Consider the following 21,471-nt stretch of genomic DNA (forward strand, 5'->3'; position numbering starts at 1 on the left):
GCCCCGCCCGCGGAGTGGAATGACCCCACCATTGGACTAGACCACTCAAAAGTCAAGTGCCCATCCGGGTTTCCATGGGCCACTCGGGTCAACGGTTCGCATCCATGAACCCGATGACGTTGTTGTGTCTGAAATGTTCTAATCCACTGTGGACTCCAGGAGTCCGGTTGGGACGGCCGCCTGCAGTGCCCGGGTGATCGCGGTGACCGCCGGGTGCTCCGATGCGCCACTGCGGTAAGCGATCCTGGTCCGGCGGTGCAGAAGTGTCGGGGTGAGCACGACTTCGGGCGGCGGGTTGGTGGCGCCGAGCTGGGGCACCAACGCGACTCCTTGACCGATCCGGACGAGCGCCAGCGTCGCGGTGAAGTCGTCGACCTGATGGCGGACTCGTGGAGTGAACCCGGCGGCCTGACAAGCCCGGATCGTCATCCGGTGGCACAGCGTTCCTGGCATCGCGGTCACCCACGGCTCGGCGTGACAGCCGGCGATCGATGTCGGCCCCGGCAGTGTCGCAAGGAACATCGTTTCGGTGCACAGTGCTGTGGTGTCGACGCCGGGTTCGGCAGACGCGGAGACGAACGAGTACTCGTGCGTCAGGGCCACGTCCAGTTCGCCGGACCGCAGGGCGTTGGCGACGTCCGCGGGTTCGATCTCGCGCACCATCGGCTCCACGCCGGGATGGTCACGGGCCAGCTCCAGCAGAGCGGCCGGGATGATCGCTTGCCCGGCGGTCGGGAACGCGCCGATCCGCAGCGCACCGCCCAGGCCCTGCCGGGCGCGGGCCAGGTAGGCGTCGGCCTGTTCGAGCTGGCCGAGCACGGTCTCGGCGTACTGCGCCAACGTTTGCCCGGCGGGCGTCAGCGTCACCCGCCGCCCGGTGCGCTCCAGCAGCGGCACGCCTGCCTCCCGTTCCAGTGCGCTGAGCTGCTGTGAGACAGCCGATGCGGTGAACTTCAGGGATTCGGCGACGGCGGCGATGGTGCCCCGGTGTGCGAGTTCGCGGAGCAGGCGGAGGCGTCGGACGTCGAGCATAAGTACAGCTTAAGCGTTGGGGTGCGAAAGCGAAATGGACCTTCACAGCGAAGCCAGGTCATGCTCGTCGGCATGAAGCTCGAAGGGATCTTCGTCCCGCTGGTCACCCCGTTCGCCGCCGACGGATCCATTGCCATCGACGCACTTCACGACCTCGCCCACCAGGTCATCGACGACGGCGCCGCGGGGATCGTGGCCCTGGGCACGACCGCCGAGGCCGCGACCCTCGACGCCGCCGAGCGTCGGCAGGTGGTCGATCTGTGCGCCAAGGTCTGCCAGGAGCGGGAGGTCCCGCTGGTGGTCGGCGCGGGCAGCAACGACACCCAGGCGACGCGGGCCGCGCTCGCGGAGCTGGGGCCCAACGTCAGCGCTGCGCTGGTGCCGGTGCCGTCGTACACCCGACCTGGTGAACGCGGTGTGGTGGCACATTTCCGGCACTTGAACAGCCCGGTTCCGGTGCTGATCTACCACGTTCCGCCCAGGACGGCACAGCCGCTCAGCTCGGCCGCCCTGCTGGAGATCGCCGTTCTGCCCTATGTGGTCGGCATCAAGCTGGCGACTGGGGTCCTTGATCAGCAGGCGATCGACCTGCTCGGCGTGCCTGATTTCGCCGTCCTCGCGGGTGACGACTTCCTCCTGTCAGCGCTGCTGGCGTTGGGTGCGCAGGGCGGCATCACCGCGTCGGCGCACCTGGTCACGCGGCGGTTCGCCGGGCTCTGGACCGCGTGGCAGCGGGGAGACGTCATGCATGCCCGGACACTCGGCCATGAACTCGCGCGCCTGGCAGGCGCTGCGTTCGTCGAACCCAACCCGACGGTGATCAAGGGCGCCTTGCACGCACTCGGCCGGATCCCGACCGCACAGGTCCGCCTGCCGCTCCTGCCCGCGAGTGAAGCGGCAGTTCAGAGCATGTTGTCTACGATGTAGATTCTGGCTACAGTGTAGACATGACGACTGGGGGTCAGCTGGTCCGCGCCGCGGGCGTGGGGCTGCACACGGAGAAGACCGGGACCGGACCGGCGCTCGTGCTCATCTCGGGCGGGGGTGGCGATGCGGAGATGTACGCGGATGTCGTGCCGCTGCTGGCAAAGCGGTACACCGTGATCACGTACGACCGGCGCGGGAACTCCCGCAGCAAACTCGACGACGCGGCCACACCGATCGGGCTCCCCGAGCAGGCGGACGATGTGGCGGCGATCCTCGACCACTACAGCATCGACAAGGCGTACGTGTTCGGCAACAGCGGCGGCGCGATCATCACGCTCGAAGTGCTTGCCCGGCACGAGGATCGGCTGTTGGGCGCGGTGGTGCACGAGCCGCCGCTGGTGCAGCTGATGCCCGGCAGCCCGGAGCAGCGGCGGTTCACCGAACTGCGCAAGATCGCGGACAACGAGGGGCCGTTGCGCGGGTTCGTCGCGTTCGGTGCGATGACCATGTCCAACCCGCCCAAGGTCTTCGAGACCCGCGCCGGCCGGATCGCGTTCGCGGCGATGCTCAAGGCCGCGTTGACGACAAGCGCTGTACGGCAACGGATCACCGGACGCGCGCCCGCCGGAATGTCCCGGCTGGCCGGCAACGCGGAGATCCTGTTCCGCCGTGAACTGCCCGAGTTCTCCTTGTACGAACCCGACATCGAGCGCCTGCGGGAAGTCCGGGTGCCGTGGCGGCTCGCGGTCGGTGAACAGAGCGTTGGGCGGCCCTACTATCGGCCGGCGTTCGTGCTGGCTGCCAGACTGGGCCTGCCCTGCGTGGACTTCCCGGGTGGGCACACGGAGTTCCAGCTGCACCCGGAGGGGTTCGCCCTACGCCTGACCGAGATCCTGGACCACCTGTGAAACAACCCACCCGGCCGACGCTGACCCGTGAGTACATCGCGGCCACCGCCCTGGAGCTGGTCGACACCATCGGCCGGGAGAAGTTCTCGATGCGCAAGCTCGGCGCCGAGCTGGGCTTCGACCCGATGGCGGTCTACCGGTACTTCGCCGACCAGGAGGCGCTGTTCGACGGCATCGCCGAGACGCTGTTCCGCGAGCTGGACACCGAAACGCTGCCGTGGCAAGGATCTTGGCGTGTACTCGCCGAGCAGTACGCGCACCGGCTGCGGGACACGCTGCTCGCGCACCCGCACGCGGTCACGATCTTCGCCACCCGGCCGGTCCGGTCGGCGGCGGCGATCGACACCGGCACCCGCATGATCGAGCTGATGACCGCCGCCGGGTTCGCGCCTGCGGTCGCGTTGCGGATCATGCGCTGCCTGCGGGAGTTCATCATCGGGCATGCCTTGTCGCTGACCGTGGTGCAGCTCGGGGAACGCCGCAGCCGCAAGCCAGCGCCGGAGTCGGAAACGTACACCGTGCTGGCCGAGGCGGCGGACTCGACGAGCGTCGACGACCACTTCGAGCTCGGCCTGGCCGCGATGCTCGACAGCTTCGCCCGCCTCGGTTCGGAGTAGACAACCGGGCCGCGGTGGGGTTCGGTGTCCTTATGCTGGTAGACAAGGACGTCCCCACCGTGCTCGGGCGGTTGCGGGTGCGGTCCGGCGGGCAGGGGCCCGCGATGCTGTTCTGGCCCAGCCTGTTGATGGACGGTTCGATGTGGACGGCCCAGGCGGATCACTTCGCCGAGTCCCATCGGGTGCTCCTGGTCGACCCGCCCGGCCACGGCGCCAGCGAACCGTTGGGCCGGCTGTTCACGTTCGACGAGTGTGCCCAGTGTGTCGTGCAGATCTTGGACACGCTCGAGGTGGAGACCGTCCACCTTGTCGGGAACTCGTGGGGCGGGATGATCGGCGGCACGTTCGCCGCTCGGTATCCCGATCGGGTGGCGTCGGCCGTGCTGATGAACTGCACCGCATCCGCGGCCGGGTTCCGCCAGCGGGTCGAGTACGGGCTGCTGCGGACCGTCGCCGGCTGGCTCGGCGGGATCCGCGGTCCACTGGTCAAGCCGTCGCTGGATGCTTTCGTTGGCCCGACTGCCCGCCGTTCCAAGCCCGAGGTGATGGCCCGGATCGAGCGGCAGATCCGCGCGGCGGACGTCCGGTCGGCCGGGTGGGCGGTCACCAGCGTCGTCCCGCGGCGCCCTGACCAGCACGAACTGCTCGCCGGGATCACCGCGCCGGTCCTCGTGGTGGCCGGGGAGGAGGACGCGACCTTCCCGGTTGACGAGACCCGGCGGATGGCCGACGCGATCCCCGGCGCCCGGTTCGTGGTCCTGCCCAACACTGCACACCTGGCCGCCCTGGAGGCCCCTGACCGGGTCAACGAGCTGATCGACGAGTTTCTCGGCTAGCCCAAGGTGCGCAGGCGGTGGCGCTGGACCTTTCCGGTGCTGGTCTTGGGCAACGCGGTCAGGAACTCGACCGCGCGCGGGTACTTGTACGGGGCGATGGCCTGTTTGACGTAGTCCTGCAGACCGGCCACTGTGGACTGTCCGGCCGGGACGTCCGGGTTGAGCACCACGAACGCCTTCACGATCATGCCCCGGTCCGGGTCGGGCACGCCGACCACCGCCGCCTCGGCCACGTCCGGGTGCCCGGCGAGCGCCTCCTCGACCTCCGGGGCGGCTATGTTGTAACCAGACGAGATGATCATGTCGTCGGTCCGGCCCTGGTACCAGAAGTAGCCGTCGGCGTCCCGGATGAACGTGTCGCCGGTGAGGTTCCAGCCGTTCTGTACCTGGGTCTGCTGACGCGGGTCGCCCAGATACCGGCACCCCGTCGGGCCTTTCACCGCCAGCCGCCCTGCAACGCCGTCCTCGACCGGGTTTCCGTCGTTGTCGAGGATCGCCGCCTGGTAGCCGGGCACGGCCTTGCCGGTGGACCCGGGGCGGATGTCGTCGTCGGCCGCGGAGATGAAGATGTGCAGCATCTCGGTGGCGCCGATGCCGTCGATGATCCGGATACCGGTGCGGTGCTGGAACTCCGCCCACACCGGCTGGGCAAGGTGTTCTCCCGCCGACACACAACGCCGGAGGCTGCCGAGTTTCCCAGTGCTGGCAAGCATCGCCTTGTACGCGGTGGGTGCGGTGAACAGGACGGACACTTGATGGCGGGCGATCGCGTCGGCGAGTTCCGCGGGAGTTGCTCGTTCTGTCAACAGGGTTGAGGCGCCCGCACGCAACGGGAAGATCACCAGGCCGCCGAGGCCGAACGTGAACCCGATCGGCGGCGTGCCGGTGAAGACGTCGTCGGTGGTGGGCTTGAGGACGTGCTTGCCGAACGTGTCGGCGATGGCCAGGACGTCCCGGTGGAAGTGCATTGTCGCTTTAGGACGGCCGGTGGTTCCCGATGTCGTGGCAAGCAGGACGACATCGTCCGCAGCGGTGTCCGCGGGCGCGAACGTCTCGCTTTTGGTGCTGCTGTGTGCTTCCAGCGCCTCCGGGTAGGTCAGTACCGGCAGGTCGTTGTCCGGAAGGTCTTCGGTGAACCGGGCATCGCAGATCACCAGCATCGGCTGGGTGATCTCGGTGATGGTCGCGACCTCGCCCGCGCGCAGCAACGGCATCGTCGTCACCACGACCCCGCCCGCCTTCACCACCCCGAACCAGGCCGCCACCAGCCACGGATTGTTGGGCCCGCGCAACAGAACCCGGTTGCCGGACACCAACCCGTAGTCCTCGGTGAGCACGTGCGCGATCTGGCTGCTGCGCCGCTGCAGGTCCCCGTACGTCCACGTCTCGGTGTCGGTCCGCAGGCACGGCCGGTCCGGGTCGACCGGATCCAGCAACGCCGCCGCGCAGTTCAGCCGTTCCGGATACGCCAGCTCCGGCAGATCGAACCGGAACTCCGGCCATAACTCCGTCGCCGGGAGGTTCGCCCGGCAGAACCCGTCCTGATGTCCCGAGTGCCCCATGCGCACCCACCTCCATGTCACTCTTGTGACGATCGTCATGCTCTCTCTACATCGAGGGCATGTCAAGGAGGCCCGCACGCTGGGCTTTCGGCTACGGCACGACGGTGTCCGCCCAGGTGGTGACAGCGGCGTGGAGTTCGGGCGCGCGGGGGTGGAGGTTGATGTCGTGGCCGGACGTCGGCAGGACATAGGTGTCCAGTCTGGGTGCGGACTGGTAGTACGGCTGTTCGTCGTGGCGGATGCCCGACTCGGTGCAGAACGTCAGCACGAGGCTGCACCAGTACGGGTCGCGCTCCCCGATCGCGATCATGACCGGGACGTTGATGCTGTTCGAATACGTGGTCAGGATCGCGACCCCGATCGCGTCGGGTGCGGCGGCCAGCGCGAATGCGTCCTTGGTCTGCTCGTCCAGCGCGATCACCGCGGGGTCGACGGTGCCCGGCCGGTGGAACGCGTCGTAGCGCTGACCGACGGTGGTGGTGAGCTGGGTGAGGTCGTAGCCGCGGCCGGCGAGGACCGGGTCAAGCGGCGCGGGGGACAGGTCCGTACTGAACAGCCGGACGGTGTTGACCGCGTTCACCCGGTGCGCCTCGCCGGTCACCAGCAGGGCGTCGATGTCGTGATACGTGGCGGCTTCGAGCACGGCCATCGCTGACCCGAGCGAGTGCCCGCCCAGGATGACCTTGCCGAACGAGCCCCGCAGGTGCTGGATCACCTGGTGGATGGCGTCAGCCTGGACGAACGAGGTCAGCAGGACGCTGGGGTGCTTGCTGCTCGCGCCGGTGCCGAGGATGTCCAGGTCGAACGTGGCGTAGCCGGCCCGGTTCATGGCGAGCGTGAACGAGTACGTGTCGGGCTGGTACGGGAAGTCCCAGTACGTCGAGTTGTAAGTGGCGCCCGGGATCAGGACCATCACCTTGGTCGCGCCCGGCGGCGTGCACAGCGTGCCGTGGATGACGCCTTGCACGGTCGCGGTGGACACCGGGACTTCGACGGTCTGGCACGGCGCTTCGGCCGCCGAAGCCGTCATCGGGGACAGACAGAAAGTCGCCAGCAAAACCAAGGCGATAATTCGGGACACGGTAACCTCCCAATGCGAACTCCACGAATGGTCCTACGCGCCAGAAGAACCACGTATTCCCAGCTAGCGGGGTGTTCGATCAATCGTCTAGCGTCCGCCGGAATACACGTAACCGGATCCCCCGATCGGGTATCAGCCGCGAATCTCTAGGATTCGGGGGGTGACGGGGTTTGATGAGGTTTTCGATGATCTGGATGGGGCGGGGCTGCCGGAGCGGCAGCAGCAGATCCTGGTGGTGATCCGGGATTGGGTGGTCCGGCACGGGTATTCGCCGAGCTCCCGGGAGATCGGCGAGGCGGTGGGGCTGCGGTCGTCGTCCACGGTGTCCAAGCACCTGGCGAGCCTGGAGGAGAAGGGGTTCCTGCGGCGCGGCCCGGCGGTGACCCGGCCGATCGACGTCCGCGGGTTCCTGGCTGAGCCGCAGGCGCGTGAGCCGGAGGACTCGGTGAGCGTGCCGGTCGTCGGCGACATCGCCGCGGGTGTGCCGATCGCGGCCGAGCAGCACGTCGACGACATCCTCACGCTGCCGCGCGGCCTGACCGGCCGGGGCAACGTGTTCGGCCTGCGCGTGCGCGGTGACTCGATGATCGACGCCGCGATCTGCGACGGCGACATCGTGGTGGTCAAGCAGCAGCAGGAGGCGCACTCCGGCCAGATCGTCGCCGCGATGATCGACGAGGAGGCCACGGTCAAGGTCTACCGGCGGCGCGACGGGCACGTCTACCTGGAGCCGCGCAACCCCGCGTACGAGGTCATCGACGGCGACAACGCGGTGGTGCTCGGCGTCGTGGTGTCAGTCCTGCGCAGCATGTGACAGCCGGCCCGCGCGCCGGGTCATCACGAACTGCTGAACGGCCAGGGTGACGCCGATGCCCAGCCACAGAGCGTCCACATTGAACGGTTCGCCGAACTGGACCTGTGCCCATCCGCCCAGGGCCAGCCGGACCAGGATGGTCGCCAGCCAGAGCACGAGCGTCACCCGGCCGCCCCGGCGCAGCACCTTGCCCGCCTCGCCTCGCCACATCGGCATGGTGGTCCCGCGCAACACCCCGAACACCACCGAGATCACCAGCGCCGCCACCAGGAACGCGATGCCCGCGACGGTCATGCGGGCCGGCCCCGGCGGCACCACCCCGCGCACGATGAGCAGCGCGATCCAGATGTACATCCGGGAGTTCACCTCGCGAACGGTGAACTGACGCACCACGACGAACGCGGTGATCCCGGCAATCAGGACGGCATTGAACGCCACAAGATCCCCCATGCCGTCACCTTAGCGCGCGTTTTCTCTTGCTGCACAAGGGATTCTCCGGACGTACCGGAGAAATGTCCCGCACACCGGGAAGGCATTGTCACCGTCGGTAGGGTGACTGTGACTGGCTTGCCCTGCGAGTCCATGGAATGCCTGAACTTTCGCGGGAGGAGCGGCAGATGACTCAAGACCGGCCGGAGCGTGCCTTGGCACGCAGGGGTTTCCTGGTCGGCTCGGCGGGGATCGCGGGCGCGGTGGCATTGCCGGGGACGGCGGGCGCGGATCCGGCCCGCCAGGGCGAGATCTACGTGAACAACGTCGGCTACGACGTGAACGGGCCGAAGCGGGCGATCATCGCCACGCAGGACTGGACCCGCACGCCGTTGCCGTTCACGGTGGTGAACGCGGGCGGTGCGGCGGTGTTCCGGGGCGTGACCAAGCCGGCGATCCAGGTCGAGGACTGGCAGCACGACAGGTTTCCGGCTGGTCCGGGCAACTTCGCGGTGGCCGATTTCAGCGCACTGTCCACACCGGGCGAGTACACAGTGGCCTTCGGCAACGTCAGGTCCTGGCCGTTCCGGATCGAGCAGGACGTCCTGGAGCACATGACGCTCGGCCAGGTGGTCCACTTCTTCAAGGACTCCCGGTCGGACGGCCAGTACGACAAGGCCGACCGCAAGCTCGCGATCGGCACGACCGGCAAGACCTGGGACGCGCACGGCGGCTGGTACGACGCGGCCGCCGACTGGGGCAAGCACTTCACCCAGTTGTCGCAGCTGTCCTACTTCAACACGCTGTCGATCCCGCTGACCGCCTGGGTTCTGTTCGCCGCGCACGACAACCTGGTGCAGCGCAAGAACTCCAACTATGTCGCCGCGATGTCCTGGCTGCTGGACGAGGGCCTGTTCGGCGCGGACTTCCTGGTGCGCATGCATGTTCAGGAGAAGTCCTTCTACGGCTCGGTCCACCAGCCCGAGGCGGACGACCTCAGCATCGATCCCACCCAGCGCAAGCTCAGCACGAACCAGGTGAACTTCCGGGAGGGCGGGGGACTGGCCATCGCCGCGCTCGCCCGTGCGAGCACGTATCCGGTCAGCGGCGAGTACGGCAAGGCCGACTACCTCGCCGCCGCGCAGGATGCGTACGCCTACCTGCAAGCGCACAACGTCGAACTCACCAACGACAAGAAGGAGAACATCCAGGACGACTACAACGCCCTGCTGGCAGCGGTCGAACTCGCCAAGGCCACCAAAGACCCGCGCTACCAACAAGCCGCGGACAAGCGCGCCGCGAGTCTGCTGGCCCGGCTCACCACCTGGCAGAAATACCGCGACTACTGGCGGGCCGACGACGCCGACCGGCCGTATTTCCACCCGTCCGACGCGGGCCTGCCGATCGTCAGCCTGTTGGCCTATCTGGACATCGCGACAGACAAGACCGCTGTGCTCGCCGCGGTCCGGCGGTCGTTGGAGTTCGAGCTGGCCATCACGAGCGAGGTGCCCAATCCGTTCGGCTACGCCCGCCAGCTGATCCAGCTCCGCAGCGGCAGCCGGTTCAGCGGGTTCTTCATGCCGCACGACATCTCCAAGCCCGGCGACTTCAATTGGTGGCAGGGCGAGAACGCCCGGATCGCGTCGCTGGCGTCGGCCGCCCGGCACGCGGCACGAGTTTTCGCCCAGGACAAGGCGTTCGTGGCCCGGTTGACCGGTTATGCGCAGGACCAGCTGAACTGGATCCTCGGCGTCAACCCGTTCGGCACCTGCATGATGGAGGGCCCGGGCCGCACGGTCCCGCTCTACCTGGAGTACGACCCTGCGGATCCGGCCGGCTCCTGGCGCTGGCTGCGGTCGGCGGGCGGGATCATCAACGGCATCACCGGCAAGGGCGATGACGGCCGCGGCCTGCACTGGGACCCGGGCCAGGCCTCGACCGGCCCGAACACCGACTGGCGCTGGCTCGAGCAGTGGCTCCCGCACGCGACCTGGTACCTCTACGCGGTCACCGCCTAGCCCCGCGTGTCCCACGTTCACCGCCCCCGTGTCCCACGTTCGCCGACCCCGAAATCCACACTGAGGGGAGAACTCGGGGTGCTCGAATGTGGGACACGGCGGCGGTGAACGTGGGACACGACTGAAACGAGCAAGTGCGGCCTTGCCTGGCGAGATCGTGCCACCGGCTGTCGACATCGATGTCATCCTGTTCGATTTTTGTCTTATTTGAAGTCTTGACGTGCGGCTGGCTGGCGCAGAAGCTTCCTGGCAACGTTGTCAGCCGTCGGTGTGGACGCAGGGCCCCGGGTCGTGTGTCACGTGAAGATCGGAGCACGCAATGGCGCAGGACCCGAGCAACGGTGTCTCGAGACGTCGGGTGTTGACGACCGGAACCGGTCTGCTGGCCGGGTTCGGCCTGTCCGCCATGATCCCGGGCACCGCGTCGGCGGCGCCGGACCTGAGCCCGGCCGAGCGGCAGGTCACCGACCTCGCGCTGTTCCGGCCGGTCAAGGTGTCCTCCACCGACTACGCCGCGACCCCCGCCGAGTTCGCGGTGGACGGCCTGGCCCAGGTCGGTGTCCAGGGGTCCGGCTGGCGGGCGGCGCAGGGCGACTCGCAGTGGATCATGGTCGACCTGCAGGGCCGCTGTGACATCACCTCGGTCGTGCTGACCTTCGACGCCAAGCCGGGCGACCCCGCGTTCGACGCGGGCGGGTCCCGCAGCCACACGTCCGGCTTCGAGGTCCAGTCCAGCTACCCGTCGGTGTTCGACCTGGACGTGTCCGACGACGGCGCCACCTGGCGGACGGTCTACAGCACCGCGTCCGGAACCGGTGGCGTGGTGAACATCGCGCTGACGCCGAGCGCCCGGGCCCGCTGGATGCGGTTGTCCATGTCCGGCCGGTCGACGTCGAACCCGCTGGGGCTCAACGGGTTCCAGGTGTACGGGTCGAGCCGGGACAACCGGCCCGCGGTGCGCGGCTGGACGAACTTCCCGGTGCGCAACAACGTCACGCCGCCCGCGCTGACCGTTGCTGCCGACGGGTCGGTCCCGCTGGAGTCGGGCTGGGTGCTCACGATGCAGGACTGGGCGCCGAGCCCGGACGGCGCGGTGCTGTCCGGCCCGTCGGTGGACACCCGGAACTGGCTGCCCGCAACGGTTCCCGGCACCGTGCTCGGTTCCCTGGTGGAGCAGGGACAGTTACCGGACCCGGTGTACGGCATGAACAACATGCACATCCCCGAGGCGCTGTCGCGGCACCCGTGGTGGTACCGGCGCACGTTTTCGTTGCCGTCGGGGCTGAACACCGGCGCTGGGCGGCACATCTGGCTGGAGTTCGACGGCATCAACCACGAGGCCGACATCTGGCTGAACGGCGCTCAGGTCGGCAACCTGAAGAACCCGTTCGGCCGCGGTGCCCTCGACGTGACCGCCGCGCTGCGCCGGTCCGGCGACCAGGTGCTGGCGGTGAAGATCTCGCCGATGCCGTTCCCGGGCAGCCCGGGGGACAAGGGCCCGGCCGGGTACGCCTTCGTGGACGCCGGCAGCACGATGTTCCAGAACTCGCCGACCTATCTGGCGGTGTCCGGCTGGGACTGGATGCCCGCCGTCCGTGACCGTGCTTCCGGGATCTGGAACCATGTCCGGCTCCGCTCGACCGGGGCGATCGTCGTCGGCGACGCCCGGGTGGACACCGTTCTGCCCAAGCTGCCGGACACTTCGCAGGCCGACGTGACGATCTCGGTGCCGGTGCGCAACGTCGCGCCGACCGCTCAGCGGGTCACTGTCACCGCAGCCTTCGATGGCCTCACCTTGTCCAGCACGGTGACCGTTCCGGCCGGACAAGAGTCCATTGTGGTCTTCGCGCCCCCGGCCTTCCCACAGCTGCACCTGAAGAACCCGAAGCTGTGGTGGCCCAACGGGTACGGTGACCCGAACCTGCACGACCTGACCCTGACCGCGGCCATCGGCAAGGACGTCAGCGACCGCAAGTCGCTGAAGTTCGGCATCCGGCAGATCCAGTACCTGTACGACCAGCCGATCACGGTCGTCGACGGGCACGCCGAGCAGACGGTCGACTTCCCGCGCCAGCAGGCTCAGTACGTCCGGATGCAGGGTGGCCGCCGGGCCACCAGCTGGGGCTTCTCGCTGTGGACGATGTCCGTTGTGGACAGTGCGAACGCCGGAACCGACCTGGCGCAGGGCAAGACCGGCTCCGCGTCGTCCGTCGGCGACGGCAACCCGCCGGAGCGCGCCTTCGACGGTGACCGCAACAGCCGGTGGTCCTCGCAGTACCAGGACAACGAGTGGCTCCAGGTCGACCTCGGCTCGGCGATGTCGTTCGACCGCGTGGTGTTGTTGTGGGAGACGGCCTACGCGGCGACGTTCAAGATCCAGGTCTCGCAGGACGGGAACTCCTGGACCGATGTGGCCTCGGTTGACAACTCGCCCAAGCCGCTGACGTTCATCGTCAACGGTGTCAAGGTGTTCTGCCGCGGCGGGAGCTGGGGCTGGGACGAGCTGCTGCGCCGGATGCCCGCGTCGCGCACGGACAACGTGGTGGCCATGCACCGCGACATGAACTTCACCATGATCCGCAACTGGGTCGGCTCGTCGTACCGCTCGGAGCTGTTCGACGCGTGCGACAAGTATGGAATCCTGTTGTGGACGGAGTTCTGGGACGGCTGGTCGGCCGACCCGGGCAACCACGACATCTACCTGGCGCAGGCCAAGGACACCGTGCTGCGGTACCGGGCACATCCGTCGGTCGCGGTCTGGTTCGGGTGCAACGAAGGCAACCCGCCGACGGTGATCGACCAGGCGCTGCGGGACATCGTCCACGGCAACACCGACATGCTCTACCAGAGCAACTCCGCGGGTGGCGTGATCACCGGCGATGGCCCGTACCGCTGGCTGGACCCGCGGCAGTACTTCACCGGCGAGGCCACCGGCGGGAAAGCCGGGTTCTGGAGCGAGATCGGCCTGCCGACCGTGTCCGTTGTGGAGAGTATGCGCAATCTCGTCGGCCCGGGCGAGTCCGGCTGGCCGATCGGCGGCGCGTGGTTCATGCACGACTGGTCCACCAACGGAAACCAGTCACCGCAGGGCTACCAGGCCGCGATCGACGCCCGCCTGGCGCCGTCCACCAGCCTGGCCGAGTTCTGCCGCAAGGCGCAGTTCGTCAACTACGAGAGCATGCGGGCGATCTTCGAGGCGTGGAACGCCAAGCTGTGGAACGACGCCACCGGCGTGCTGCTCTGGATGTCGCACCCGGCCTGGCACAGCACGGTGTGGCAGACCTACGACTACGACCTCGACGTCAACGGGAGCTACTACGGTTCCCGCAAGGGTTGCGAGGCCCGGCACGTTCAGGCCTCGTTGTCCACCTGGCAGGTCACCGCGGTGAACCACACTCCAGCCGCGATGAACGGCGTGACCGTCGCCGCGCAACTGTACGGTTTGGACGGTAAGCCGATCGGCGACGTGACCAAACAGCAGCTCAGTGTCGCTGCCTCGTCGACAACCTCAGCCTTCACCGTACCGTTCGCCGACACCTTGCCCGCATTGCACTTGTTGCGCCTCACCATGACCGACAGCGCGGGTGCGGTGATCTCCGAGAACACCTACTGGCGTTACCGCACGGACAACGCCATGCACGCCCTCAACCAGCTGGCCCAAACCCAGCTGACCGCAACACTTTCCGGCCGGAACACCTACACCGCCACCATCCGCAACACCGGGAAGTCCGTCGCGGCCATGGTCCGGCTGTCCCTGCGGGAGCGCAACGGCACCGACCGCGTCCTGCCAACCCTCTACGGCGACAACTACTTCTGGCTCCTGCCCGACGAAACCCGCACCGTCACCATCAACCCCCAACGCCAGGTCAGCAACCCCCGCCTGGCCGTCGAGGCCTACAACGCCCCGGCCAAACTCACCTGATGAACCTCCTCGGTGCGGCGCTCCTCCGCCTGCGCCGCACCGAGGCTCCCACACTCAGGGCACCCGCAGCGCCGCGGTCATGATCAGCCGGTGCTCGCCGGGGCCCAGGTAGTCGCGCGCCAGGCGTTCGCGCTCGAACCCGAGCTCGCTGTACAGGCCGATGGCGCGATGGTTGGCAGGCTCGACAGTCAGCGACACCTCCCGGACCCCGGCGTCCGCGAGCAGCCGCATCGAGCGGACCGTCAGCGAACGCCCATAGCCGCGCCGCTGGAACTCACGCCTGACCCCGAGTCCAAGCAGCCACCCGTGTCTGCGGTCGAACGTCGGCACGCCGAGCGAGTAGCCGCGCAGACCTTCGGGATGCTCGGCGACGAGCCACCACTCGCGGTGCAGGTCGAACAGCTGCCGCAGCACGAAATACTGGTACGCGAGCCGCCCGAACACCGCGGTGTCCAGTTCCACCAAGGCGTTCAGGTCATCGGTGCGGGCCGCCCGGATGCGCACGTCCTGGTCGACGCTCTGGCTGGCGGGGATCATCGCCGCCCGCCCGCCGTCGTGTTCCGGCTGGCCTGGGCCGGGATGTCCATACCGGGCAACGGGGTGGCGCACGACCAGAACCGCTGGAACCGGTCGGTCCGCTCCTTGAGGTCCTTGGGGCGCAGCACGAGGCGGGTGTACAGGATCGACGGCTCGGAGCTGTCGTCGAAGGGCGTTGACGGGATGACCTCGTAGCTCAGCGCCCCGTCGAACAGGATGAAGTCGTGCAGCTGCAACAGTTTCTTGGTCGCGCTGGTCATCTCGGCGGTGTTGAGCACGCGTACCTCGATGCCCAGGGACTCCTGTGACCGGCAGACCGACAGCAGGCTGCGGTCGTCGAAGTGCTCCGGCGCCTTGACCACGAAGACCCGCCGCACCCGCACGCCCCGGCCGATCGCCTCCTGCTGCGCGGACAGGTAGCGCTGTCCCAGGTCGGACCCCCAGAAGCCGTGCTCGAACTCGGTGCGCCCGGCGTCCACAGTGGACGTGCTGATGGCGTCGATGGAGCCGGTCGTGTTGCGGGTCAGCCCGAGCAGCCAGTCCCGGTCCTCGCCGTTGTAGGTGGCCTCCTGTTCGGCCAGCGAGTGCAGGAACTCGGTCATCCGGTTCATCTCGGCCTGCACGAACCGCAGCAGCAGCGGGGAGGAGTTCGGTTCCATCGCCGCCGCCTGGGTCACCAGGCTGTCGATCGCGGTCGTCTTGGTGCCCGCCGCCTCCAGCCGGGCGAACAGCTGGGTGGCGGTGCTGACCTTGGCGAACCCCTCTTCCACCGCGACCCGGATGTCCGTGGTCTGGTCCTGCTGGCTGAGTTCGACCGCCGCCAGCCGCCGTTCGAAGTCGGCCAGGAACTGCACTATCAGGATGACCGCGCCCACGCTGAACGCGGCGATCAGCTGCGCCGTGGTCGAGTCGAACAGCAGGTTGGTCACCGGGAAGGTGAGCCCGCCGACCAGCGTGGTGATGACGATCTTGCGGAGCACGGACTGCCGGATCTCCCGGGTTTCCCGGGTGTCGCGGGTGTCCCGGGTGTCATGGTGGAGCACCAATGCCTCCCAACTGTTGCGGCTGGCCGCTCGCCACCAGGTCGATGCCGTGGAACGCGCGCAGCGTCCGCATCGACAGCTGGTCACGGACGCGGTTCACCGTGGCGTCCCACTGTCTGGTGAATCCCGGTCGCCGCTCCAGCTCGCGCCAGAGCGGCGTCATCGAGTCCGGCACGTGCGCGCCGGGCATCCACACGTGCATCAGGTGGTCGACCGCGGGCTGCAGGCTGGTCACGACCTGCCTGCCGTCGCGGGACCCGAAGTCGGTGCGGTCCACGATCCGCAGCACCGTGGTGAGCACCCAGTCGTGCAGCGCGAGGTCCTCACAGAAACGGACCGCCGCGGGAATGTCCTTTTCGGTGACGTGCAGGACAATTGACCTTGATATGTCTTCTTCGACGGTGAACCGGACGGTTGCCTCGGCCGGTTGGTCGATGATGTTCGCGACCCAGCGCGTGGTTGTCCGGCGGGAGGTGAAAGGCGCGCGGTGATCGAGCCTCGGGCTCAGCTGGACCTTGTCGATGATCCATTCACAGATCCCGCCGAGATCGAGTGCGGCGGGATCGCGCGATTGCGCGGCAAATCCATCGGCCACATCCGTGGCTGCTGCCTTTCCGATCATTTCAACAACGCCGGGCCGGCTCAGATAGTGCGGCCACGGCTGCCGGTGCGTCGATGAGGCCGGCACGGCCCTGGTCACCGCCGAACCCTGCAGCACACGGCCCGCGGTGATGACGGCATGTGCGGCAATGGTGCCGACGCCTCTGCTTCTGGCGCCTGATCCGGTCGGCAGCCAACAATCCACACCCCTGATCAGATCGGGGGAAACGGCGTGCGCTATGGGGCGTTCGGACATCGGCACCGGTTCACCCCGCATGAGCCCGAGCAACTCACCGACGACAGTCTTGCGCACCGGCGAAGAGTTCCGCAGCAGACAGGTGTGTATTTCCCCCAATATGAGCATCTGCACCCTCCGTACGGCCCATGGCCGGTGTGCCGGCTCACTCGGCGAACAGCATATAACCGACTCTGTCGATCAATTGCGGCGGAATGTGAATGCCTTCTCCGGTGGCCGGCCCCTCGATTAGACCGAGAAGTTCGGGGGTCAGCGAAACCTGGGACAGAATGATCCGTGCCGCGTTCTCCACCTGCAGTGCACGGGCCGGGAGAAGGGAAAATGTCCGGTATGCGGTGAAAGGTTTGGCGCCCCGGGTCAGCCGGGTGACCGGCGGCAGCCCGGCCCACGTCCGCGGCAGCTCCGGCGGCAGCGGACGGGGACGGATGACGGCCTTGCCGCCGTCTCGCACCAGGCCCAGCCGCACGAGGTGGCGGACGGCAGTCAGGAACGCGCGGGACCACCGTGACTCGTCGTCGCGCAGCCGCACGTCGACGAACACCGAGTGGTTGCGCGCGCCGATCTCCTCGGGCGGCGACCATTGGGTGCGGTACATCGCCTCGCTGTCGGTCGAACCGGGGGACCGCCGCCCGTTGCAGACCCAGCCGGTCGCCTCCGGCGGGTCCAGCGACCCGTTCGTGCCCGGTGCGGGCACCGCGACGAGTCGCGCGGCCACCAGGTCTGCCAGCGGCGCGAAGCCCGATTCCCGGACCAGGTAGTCGATGCGCGGCTCGCCCTCGGCCGCGATGGCCAGCAGCGGCGGCAGGACCTCGGCCGGACCGGGGCCCGGCCGGTGGTAGTCGTCGATCAACAGGCAGGTGCTCACCCTCGGCTGCGCGACGGGCACCTCGGATGCCGCTCGCGCCCACACCGCCGCCCGGTCCAGCAGCTGCCGCAGCCGGTCCGGATCCAGGTCCACAATGGACAGCTGGCCGAGCTCGACCGACAGGTGGGACAACGGTTCCCGCTCGGTCCGCGTCTGCGCCGACGTCTCGGCGAAGGCGGTCACAGGCCTTCCCACGCGCGGTCGTCGGTGAGCCTGCGGGCCAGCACGTCGAACGCCGCCCAGGTCTCGTGGTTGGCGATGTGGTTGATCACGTCGTCCTTGGAGATCAGCTGCTCGCGCCACTGCAGCACCGGTTCCAGCGGCGTCTCGCCCAGCAGTGTGCTGCGCCCCAGCGACTTCTTGGCCGCCTCGGCGAGCAGGCCGAGGTTGCACGTCTCCAGCCAGGCCAGCTGGGCGTCCCGCAGGTTCAGCCCGGGCGAGTCCAGGTCCTGCAGCGCGGTGCGGACGAACCGGATCCGGTCGCGCAGCTCGTCCTCGTCGTGGCCGTAGCGGATCCCGGTCTCGATGATGCCGCGCTCGCCGAACACCAGCCCGCTCGCGGCGATGATGTGCTGCCTGGTCCAGCGGTGGAACACCATCCACCGGGTGGTCGCCGAGCGCAGCGCCGGCTCCGCGGTTGCCGCCAGCGCCATGTCGATCGCGTGCGACCGGCCCGCGCTCAGGTCGACCAGGCTGATCTCGAACTCCTCCTCCAGCCGCGCGAACAGCTCGGTGCACCGGCGGACCACCTCCGGCTTGACCACGAACTCGCCGCCGCTGCGGTCGCCTGGGAACAGCACGAACCGGCCGGGCGAGGCGAAGTCGTCGACCAGGTTCTGCCGGTCGGTCGCCGACCAGATGTCCAGCCGCGCGGGCCGTCCCGCCCGGCCCTGCAGGAACGAGTGCAGGCCACCGGCGTCGGTGCCGCGCTCCGCCTCGGTCACCTGGAAGACCGCGCCCGCGGTGGGCGAGCCGAAGTCGAAGTCCACGTAGCAGACGTCCGTGCCCTGCAAAGCGCGTTGATAGGCCATGTTGCAGCTGGTCACGGACCGGCCGGTGCCACCCTTGTCGGACGTGGCGAACACGAGCATCGTCACACGCTCCTGGTGGCGTCGTGCCGGGCCACGGCGAGCTTGTCCAGGTCACGCAGCACCTCGTAGACGATCGCGGCCGCGGTGCCCGGCCGTTCCTGCACCACCTGCCGGGCCCGCGTCAGCTGGGTGTTGATCCGGTGCATCGCCGTCTGCATGGCGGAGTTCGCGTGCTGCGAGGCCTCCAGCTGTTCCTGGTTGTACAGCTGGTCGGCCTCACCGAGCAGGTCGGTGGCGATCTCGAGCAGCCGGGGGCTGCGGATCGGCGACTCCTGCACGCTGTGCGCGGCCAGGGTGAGGCACTCGATCACGCGCTCGGTCAGGTACCAGGACGGCCGCTCGCGGTCGACCTGAACCTCCGGGAACAACGCGCTCGGGTCGTCCCACAGCCCGGCCGCGGGCCCGTCCGCCATGCGCCGCTGCCACACGTGGCCGAGGGCGTCCTCCGCCACGCTCAGCAGCCGGTCACGGGCCGCCCGGTTGCGTGACAGACCCGAGGCCCGCACCGCGCGTTTGAGCAGCAGCACCGCGAAGTCCGAAACCACCCAGGTCACCTCGGGCCCGAACTTCTCGGCACCGGTCAGCTCCAGCCGGACACCCGGGCTGTGCAACGTGATCGCCGGGTCCCCGGCCACGATCCGGCGGTTGATCCGCCCGCGCACCGCCAGTTCCTCCAGCACCGACACGGTTCTGGTCAGGTCGTCGTCGGTGGCGCGGCGGCGCAACAGGTCCAGCAACACGACCGCGGTCACCAGCAGACTGAAGTAGTCCGACTCCACCTCGTCCGTGGTACGCCAGGGAATGTCCTCCAGCGGCCAGCGCCCCTCGCCGAACCGGGCGATCTCCGACCAGTAGTCCAGCGTCAGGCTCCAACGCAGTTGCAGCGCCTGCGCGAGCCGTTGCTGGCCGTCGTTGAGCAGGCCGAGGACCTGCGTGCGGTTGGAGAACAGGTCGCTGATGCCATCCAGCGCGACCACGGTGAAGTACAGGTAGGGCGCCCCCAGCGCCACCCCGTCGGCCTGCTCGCCGACCTGCTCGGTGGTCTCGACCTTCGGCGCGCCGCTGACGATGCCCCACGACCAGCCGCACTCGAACAACATGTTCTCGTTGTCCAGAGCGGCCTGCAGGCTCTCGTCCTGGCTCAGCCCCAGCTTGGCGTCGCGGATGCTGGCCCGGACACCCTCCAGCCGGTCCTGCAACCGTTCCAGCACCGCCCGGTCCTGCTCGCCCTGCTGGTTGAGCGTGCGTGACAGCGCCCGGCCGGGGACCGAGTCCCGTTCGAAGACATACACGCTGAAACTGCGCAACAGACCGATCATGGCCGCCGACAACCGTGTGCTGGTCGCCTCCTCCAGCTCGGCGATCTTGTCCTTGAGCGCCTGCCGCCGCACCGACCGGCTGAACACCTTGAGAAAGCCCAAAGTGGACAGGGAAAGCGTGATGGCCGTCGCGAAGGAGTCCACCACACCAAGGGAGAGCTGCTTCTCGGTCAGCTCGGCACCGGCCTCGGCGGGCAGGAAGTAGCGGCCACCACCAAACAGCGGAGTGCCGTCCTCAGCGGTGTAGGTGGCCATGTAGCTGGTGAGCGCGTCGATCAGCAGCTTCGGGATCTCGGTCTCGTCACCGAGCTGCCGCAACGCCTCGGTGACGTCGAAGGCGGTCGAGTCCGGCTCGTCCAGCCGCAGGTGGGAGACCGTGGCCGCCGGGTACATCAGGCACAGCAACTGCTCGGCATCACTGATCGAGTTCCGCTGCTGACGCCCACCCCACGTCCAGAGGTCAGCTGGCCGCGAATACTTTGCGACGGCCTTCCACACGTCCAGGATCTGCTGTCGCGGCTGCAACCTCATTGAGTGCCTCGGCCTCCTCTTTGACGCGCCCCAGCGCGATCAGCATCCCGGTGTATCCGTCGCGAATCGGGTTGTTGCCATGCCCGATATGCGCGATCGGCTTGCTGACCACCCGGTAGGCCAGGCAGTCGGCGACGTTCAACGCATCGATGTCGATGGCGGGGAACTGGTGCGTGCCGACCTTGTACCCGGCCGAGTGCTCCATGCAGGCGATCGCGAACGGAGCACCCGGTTTCAGGACACGCAGGAGGTGATCGATGGCCGACCGGAACTCGCCCTCGTCGTTCGTGATCGACTCGGCGACGAAGAACATCGTGCCGATGTCGTACCGCGGCTCGGTGGGAAGGTCGAACACGCTGCCCCGCACGATCGTCGCCCGGTCCGCCAGCACCCGCCACGGCTCGGCGATCCGCTGGTACGGCTCGCGGTCCAGCAGGACCTGCCAGAACTTGTCCCAGCCGTCGTCCCAGGTCGGCCAGACCGCCTTCTGCTGCTTGGACAGCCAGTCGATATTGCTCTGCGCGCGCTCGTACAACGTCACGTTCGCGCAGAAGGGCAGCATGGTCAGCGCGGGATACAGGTTCGGGCCGGTGCCGATGTCGATACCCACAGCTCCGGATGGCAGCCGCCCCTTCTCGGCCGCGTCGGCGAAATGATCTCGTACACATTCGAGGATGTGCCGGTCGTCGTCCCGGAGTGAGCGGTAGTTTTGGGCATAGTAAGTGGCGGGATCGAAGCCGTCCCAGTCAATATCATCATTTTTCCCGCCACCGGGGACCATTCCAGACATCCTAGCTCACCTGACCGCAACTTGAGAGATCGACATCGGGGGAAACTGGCAGAACAGCCACACTCTCTTTTCGCGCAGCCGTTCGATGGAACCCTGTCGCCCATACGTGTTCGGCTGGGACACGAAGGTCGCTCCACCAGCGGTGGCACCGGCGAATCGCGGTGGATTCGTGACGTCGCCGGCATGCTCACCCGGGTGAGAGATGATGACCTTACTCATGGCGCGCAAGGTCTGCGTGACTACCTCGACAAAAGAGATGCTGACCAGCGAGAACTGTTTGCCGGGGACAGTGG

18 protein-coding genes are annotated in these 21,471 nt (G+C 68.1%); 7 read left to right on the top strand and 11 right to left on the bottom strand.

What is annotated here, in order from left to right; all coding sequences use genetic code 11:
- Positions 1–138: 138 nt before the first annotated feature.
- Positions 139–1,032 carry a LysR substrate-binding domain-containing protein gene (locus tag AB0J95_RS33260; protein WP_364766839.1) on the bottom strand — a complete coding sequence of 298 codons (894 nt, stop codon included), beginning with the start codon at positions 1,030–1,032 and terminating at the stop codon, positions 139–141.
- A 72-nt stretch (positions 1,033–1,104) separates the two neighbouring features.
- On the opposite strand from AB0J95_RS33260, the gene AB0J95_RS33265 reads away from it, so the two are divergent.
- Genes AB0J95_RS33265 through AB0J95_RS33280 form a run of 4 tightly spaced genes read left to right on the top strand, consistent with a single transcriptional unit; the run spans position 1,105 to position 4,320 of the window.
- Positions 1,105–1,959 carry a dihydrodipicolinate synthase family protein gene (locus AB0J95_RS33265; protein WP_364766842.1) on the top strand — a complete coding sequence of 285 codons (855 nt, stop codon included), beginning with the start codon at positions 1,105–1,107 and terminating at the stop codon, positions 1,957–1,959.
- A gap of 20 nt (positions 1,960–1,979) precedes the next feature.
- Entirely contained in the window at positions 1,980–2,867 is an 888-nt protein-coding gene (locus tag AB0J95_RS33270; RefSeq protein WP_364766844.1) for an alpha/beta hydrolase, read from the top strand.
- On the top strand, positions 2,864–3,484 hold the full coding sequence (locus AB0J95_RS33275) for a TetR/AcrR family transcriptional regulator C-terminal domain-containing protein (protein ID WP_364766847.1): 621 nt from the start codon (positions 2,864–2,866) through the stop codon (positions 3,482–3,484). The genes AB0J95_RS33270 and AB0J95_RS33275 overlap by 4 nt, the downstream gene beginning before the upstream one ends.
- 32 nt (positions 3,485–3,516) lie before the next feature.
- The gene (locus tag AB0J95_RS33280) at positions 3,517–4,320 is read left to right on the top strand and encodes an alpha/beta fold hydrolase (RefSeq protein ID WP_364766850.1); all 804 of its coding nucleotides are present in this window, start codon (positions 3,517–3,519) and stop codon (positions 4,318–4,320) included.
- Here the strand turns inward: AB0J95_RS33280 and AB0J95_RS33285 are convergent.
- Positions 4,317–5,882, bottom strand: a complete 1,566-nt coding sequence (locus AB0J95_RS33285) for an AMP-binding protein (protein WP_364766853.1) — start codon at positions 5,880–5,882, stop codon at positions 4,317–4,319. The genes AB0J95_RS33280 and AB0J95_RS33285 overlap by 4 nt on opposite strands.
- 91 nt (positions 5,883–5,973) lie before the next feature.
- Positions 5,974–6,912, bottom strand: coding sequence for an alpha/beta hydrolase (locus AB0J95_RS33290; protein ID WP_364766856.1), 939 nt, complete (start codon positions 6,910–6,912; stop codon positions 5,974–5,976).
- A 211-nt stretch (positions 6,913–7,123) separates the two neighbouring features.
- Between AB0J95_RS33290 and lexA the strand changes: the two genes are divergently transcribed.
- Complete coding sequence (lexA, locus tag AB0J95_RS33295) at positions 7,124–7,777, top strand: transcriptional repressor LexA (RefSeq protein WP_364766859.1); 654 nt, start codon at positions 7,124–7,126, stop codon at positions 7,775–7,777.
- Here lexA and AB0J95_RS33300 read toward each other — a convergent pair.
- A complete protein-coding gene (locus AB0J95_RS33300) occupies positions 7,757–8,227 on the bottom strand; it encodes a hypothetical protein (protein WP_364766862.1) in 471 nt (156 codons plus the stop codon). The two genes, lexA and AB0J95_RS33300, sit on opposite strands and share 21 nt — an antisense overlap.
- Positions 8,228–8,394: 167 nt before the next feature.
- Between AB0J95_RS33300 and AB0J95_RS33305 the strand changes: the two genes are divergently transcribed.
- Both AB0J95_RS33305 and AB0J95_RS33310 read left to right on the top strand, forming a co-directional pair.
- Positions 8,395–10,224 (top strand): glycoside hydrolase family 9 protein, encoded by a 1,830-nt coding sequence (locus tag AB0J95_RS33305; protein ID WP_364766865.1) that lies wholly within the window; start codon positions 8,395–8,397, stop codon positions 10,222–10,224.
- A gap of 358 nt (positions 10,225–10,582) precedes the next feature.
- Entirely contained in the window at positions 10,583–14,146 is a 3,564-nt protein-coding gene (locus AB0J95_RS33310; RefSeq protein WP_364766868.1) for a discoidin domain-containing protein, read from the top strand.
- A 54-nt stretch (positions 14,147–14,200) separates the two neighbouring features.
- Here the strand turns inward: AB0J95_RS33310 and AB0J95_RS33315 are convergent, their stop codons facing one another.
- From AB0J95_RS33315 to AB0J95_RS33345, 7 genes are read right to left on the bottom strand one after another with little or no spacing between them, the layout of a single operon-like run.
- Complete coding sequence (locus tag AB0J95_RS33315) at positions 14,201–14,683, bottom strand: N-acetyltransferase (RefSeq protein WP_364766871.1); 483 nt, start codon at positions 14,681–14,683, stop codon at positions 14,201–14,203.
- Entirely contained in the window at positions 14,680–15,726 is a 1,047-nt protein-coding gene (locus AB0J95_RS33320) for a DUF6879 family protein (RefSeq protein ID WP_364766874.1), read from the bottom strand. Before AB0J95_RS33320 ends, AB0J95_RS33315 begins: the two co-directional genes overlap by 4 nt.
- A complete protein-coding gene (locus tag AB0J95_RS33325; RefSeq protein WP_364766876.1) occupies positions 15,713–16,690 on the bottom strand; it encodes an SCO2521 family protein in 978 nt (325 codons plus the stop codon). The genes AB0J95_RS33320 and AB0J95_RS33325 overlap by 14 nt, the downstream gene beginning before the upstream one ends.
- Positions 16,691–16,727: 37 nt before the next feature.
- Positions 16,728–17,630 carry an SCO2522 family protein gene (locus AB0J95_RS33330; RefSeq protein ID WP_364766879.1) on the bottom strand — a complete coding sequence of 301 codons (903 nt, stop codon included), beginning with the start codon at positions 17,628–17,630 and terminating at the stop codon, positions 16,728–16,730.
- Positions 17,627–18,538: an SCO2523 family variant P-loop protein gene (locus tag AB0J95_RS33335; protein ID WP_364766882.1), complete on the bottom strand. Its 912-nt coding sequence runs from the start codon at positions 18,536–18,538 to the stop codon at positions 17,627–17,629. Before AB0J95_RS33335 ends, AB0J95_RS33330 begins: the two co-directional genes overlap by 4 nt.
- Positions 18,539–18,540: 2 nt before the next feature.
- Positions 18,541–20,388, bottom strand: a complete 1,848-nt coding sequence (locus tag AB0J95_RS33340; RefSeq protein ID WP_364766885.1) for an SCO2524 family protein — start codon at positions 20,386–20,388, stop codon at positions 18,541–18,543.
- Complete coding sequence (locus AB0J95_RS33345) at positions 20,318–21,169, bottom strand: SCO2525 family SAM-dependent methyltransferase (RefSeq protein WP_364766888.1); 852 nt, start codon at positions 21,167–21,169, stop codon at positions 20,318–20,320. The genes AB0J95_RS33340 and AB0J95_RS33345 overlap by 71 nt, the downstream gene beginning before the upstream one ends.
- Between the last annotated feature and the right edge of the window lie 302 nt (positions 21,170–21,471).

It is taken from the genome of Actinocrispum sp. NPDC049592 (genome assembly GCF_040675465.1).
GTDB lineage: Bacteria > Actinomycetota > Actinomycetes > Mycobacteriales > Pseudonocardiaceae > Kibdelosporangium.

Coding starts and splice junctions, on each gene's coding strand:
- AB0J95_RS33345 (WP_364766888.1), bottom strand. CDS start 21,169: ATGGTCCCCGGTGGCGGGAAAAATGATGATATTGACTGGGACGGCTTC.
- AB0J95_RS33335 (WP_364766882.1), bottom strand. CDS start 18,538: ATGCTCGTGTTCGCCACGTCCGACAAGGGTGGCACCGGCCGGTCCGTG.
- AB0J95_RS33270 (WP_364766844.1), top strand. CDS start 1,980: ATGACGACTGGGGGTCAGCTGGTCCGCGCCGCGGGCGTGGGGCTGCAC.
- AB0J95_RS33305 (WP_364766865.1), top strand. CDS start 8,395: ATGACTCAAGACCGGCCGGAGCGTGCCTTGGCACGCAGGGGTTTCCTG.
- AB0J95_RS33260 (WP_364766839.1), bottom strand. CDS start 1,032: ATGCTCGACGTCCGACGCCTCCGCCTGCTCCGCGAACTCGCACACCGG.
- AB0J95_RS33315 (WP_364766871.1), bottom strand. CDS start 14,683: ATGATCCCCGCCAGCCAGAGCGTCGACCAGGACGTGCGCATCCGGGCG.
- AB0J95_RS33280 (WP_364766850.1), top strand. CDS start 3,517: ATGCTGGTAGACAAGGACGTCCCCACCGTGCTCGGGCGGTTGCGGGTG.
- AB0J95_RS33325 (WP_364766876.1), bottom strand. CDS start 16,690: ATGCTCATATTGGGGGAAATACACACCTGTCTGCTGCGGAACTCTTCG.
- AB0J95_RS33265 (WP_364766842.1), top strand. CDS start 1,105: ATGAAGCTCGAAGGGATCTTCGTCCCGCTGGTCACCCCGTTCGCCGCC.
- AB0J95_RS33340 (WP_364766885.1), bottom strand. CDS start 20,388: ATGAGGTTGCAGCCGCGACAGCAGATCCTGGACGTGTGGAAGGCCGTC.
- AB0J95_RS33290 (WP_364766856.1), bottom strand. CDS start 6,912: ATGACGGCTTCGGCGGCCGAAGCGCCGTGCCAGACCGTCGAAGTCCCG.
- AB0J95_RS33300 (WP_364766862.1), bottom strand. CDS start 8,227: ATGGGGGATCTTGTGGCGTTCAATGCCGTCCTGATTGCCGGGATCACC.
- AB0J95_RS33285 (WP_364766853.1), bottom strand. CDS start 5,882: ATGGGGCACTCGGGACATCAGGACGGGTTCTGCCGGGCGAACCTCCCG.